Annotated in this window: 3 protein-coding genes; all 3 read right to left on the bottom strand. The window is 37.3% G+C overall.

The genetic code is table 11. From position 1 onward, the window contains the following. Window positions 1–33 precede the first annotated feature (33 nt). Window positions 34–1,572 carry a bifunctional phosphoribosylaminoimidazolecarboxamide formyltransferase/IMP cyclohydrolase gene (gene purH / locus BAZSYMA_RS08690; RefSeq protein ID WP_090718059.1) on the bottom strand — a complete coding sequence of 513 codons (1,539 nt, stop codon included), beginning with the start codon at window positions 1,570–1,572 and terminating at the stop codon, window positions 34–36. After that, window positions 1,569–2,006 carry a hypothetical protein gene (locus BAZSYMA_RS08685; protein ID WP_090718056.1) on the bottom strand — a complete coding sequence of 146 codons (438 nt, stop codon included), beginning with the start codon at window positions 2,004–2,006 and terminating at the stop codon, window positions 1,569–1,571. Before BAZSYMA_RS08685 ends, purH begins: the two co-directional genes overlap by 4 nt. Window positions 2,007–2,096: 90 nt before the next feature. Then, a complete protein-coding gene (locus BAZSYMA_RS10110) occupies window positions 2,097–2,261 on the bottom strand; it encodes a hypothetical protein (protein ID WP_180323608.1) in 165 nt (54 codons plus the stop codon). Window positions 2,262–2,294 lie beyond the last annotated feature (33 nt).

The following is a 2,294-nucleotide window of genomic DNA, read 5'->3' as shown; positions in this document are numbered from 1 at the left end:
AACAAAAACAGGCGTAAAGAGCATCGCTACAAACTAGTGTTTGAAATGGCGCATATCCGTAAACACCATGGCGATACCATGTTCGTTTGCCGCCTCGATCACTTCTGTATCACGCATTGATCTACCCGGTTGGATAATAGCTTTGATACCATCTTTCGCTGCGGCATCAATACCGTCTCTGAATGGGAAGAAAGCATCTGATGCCATTACCGAACCTTTAACTTTTAGCCCCTCATCAGTGGCTTTAATGCCAGCGATTTTTGCTGAATAAACACGAGACATTTGCCCCGCACCTACACCAATTGTCATCTGATTTTTAACATAAACAATGGCATTTGATTTAACGGCTTTGGCCACTTTCCAAGCGAATAGTAAGTCTTTGATTTGCTCGTTGGTTGGTTGCGTGTTGCTAACGCATTTAATATTGTTTTCATTGATAACACCTAAGTCTTTGTCTTGCACCAATAAGCCGCCAGTGACACGCTTGTAGTCCAGTGATGGCTGTGCTGCGTTCAAGTCTCCACATTCTAAAACACGAACATTTTGTTTATTTGATAGGATTTTTTTAGCCTCGTCATCAATATTTGGTGCAATGATAACTTCAACAAATTGACGCTCAATAATGGCTTGTGCTGTTTTTGCATCTAAGTCGCGATTAAAGGCAATAATGCCACCAAATGCTGAAGTTGGGTCGGTTTTAAAGGCATCATTATAAGCATCAAAAATTTTAGAGCGCACAGCAACACCGCATGGGTTGGCGTGTTTGACAATCACACAAGCAGGCTCGTTAAAACTGCGTACACATTCAAGTGCGGCGTCAGCATCTGCCATATTGTTATACGACATTTCTTTGCCTTGACATTGAGTGGATGACGCCACGCAAGCCTCAGTAATGTTTTTTTCAACATAGAAAGCAGCTGATTGATGTGGGTTTTCCCCATAACGCATTGACTGAGTTTTGTGAAATTGTAAGTTCATGGTATGCGAAAAACCATCCTCTTCTTTGCCTAAATAATTGGCAATCGCACCATCGTATTGCGCGGTGTGTTCAAAAGCTTTCAGTGCCAATTTAATGCGAGTATTTAGCATGGTATTGCCATTTGTATTGATTTCATCAATCACGCTTTGGTAGTCTGTACTATCTACCACCACCGTTACTGAGGCGTGGTTTTTAGCACTTGAACGCAACATTGCAGGACCGCCAATGTCAATGTTTTCAATCGCATCTTCTAAGGTGCAATCAGGATTGGCAATCGTTGCTTGAAAAGGGTAGAGGTTAACCACAACTAAATCAATTGGGTTAATATCATTTTGTGCCATTACATCTTCATCAAGTCCTCGGCGTGCAAGAATACCACCATGAATTTTTGGATTAAGTGTTTTAACACGACCTGCCATCATCTCAGGAAATCCTGTGTAATCCGATACCTCAATCACGGGGATATTGTTATCAGCTAAAAGTTTGGCTGTACCACCTGTGGAAAGAATTTCAATATCTTTGCTGGCTAAAGATTGTGCCAATTCAAGAATGCCAGTTTTGTCAGAAACACTGATGAGTGCGCGTTTTATCATTTATCTTTTGTGTACTCTAAGGCTTCTTGAAAACCTTTAATATAACCATACATAACTAAACAATTGTTATCACGAAAAAGTTTATCAGATACCTTAATAGAATCGTTTATTTTTTTATCAAAATTTATTTTCTTTTTGTAAGACTCCTCAAGCATTTGAAAAATGCTAAAAATATAGCGCTCAGAATTTATAGAAGGATCTCTTCTTATTATATGAGGCAGGGAAAATGCTAGTAGTTTGATGCTATCAAAAGTAGAAACATTTATTTCATATTCTTCACAATACTCACCAATATCGATCAGAGCATCAGCCATAGCGAGATGAATATTTTCTTCATTAGGAATGCTACTGTCACCAAAAATTCCGCCAGAAGAGCGCAAATGTTTAACTATTTTTTTAGTGTGTTTTAATAATTCATCTCTTTCTATTTTCATGTTGTTGTAATTTGATATTGAACCTGAATAAAAAACGCCTAGGATAAATCACTAGGCGTTATTGCGTGTTTAAATATTTTTTTAAAACATTCAAAGATTATCTAAATATTCTCTGATAGCCTCACTTTCGCAATTTTCTTTGATATAACTCTCTTTTTTCGATATTCTTTCAAAAATAACATTAGCTTCTTGTATTTTTTTATCAATGAATGCTATATCATCATTTGATAACCCATATTCTGTTCGATAATTCATCCTAAATCCTCTTATTTGTTAAAAAATATCTAC

Source organism: Bathymodiolus azoricus thioautotrophic gill symbiont (genome assembly GCF_001298715.1).
Classification (GTDB): Bacteria; Pseudomonadota; Gammaproteobacteria; order PS1; family Pseudothioglobaceae; genus Thiodubiliella.
The sequence above is the reverse complement of the archived record's forward strand: the minus strand, read 5'-3'. Positions and strand labels throughout refer to the sequence as shown.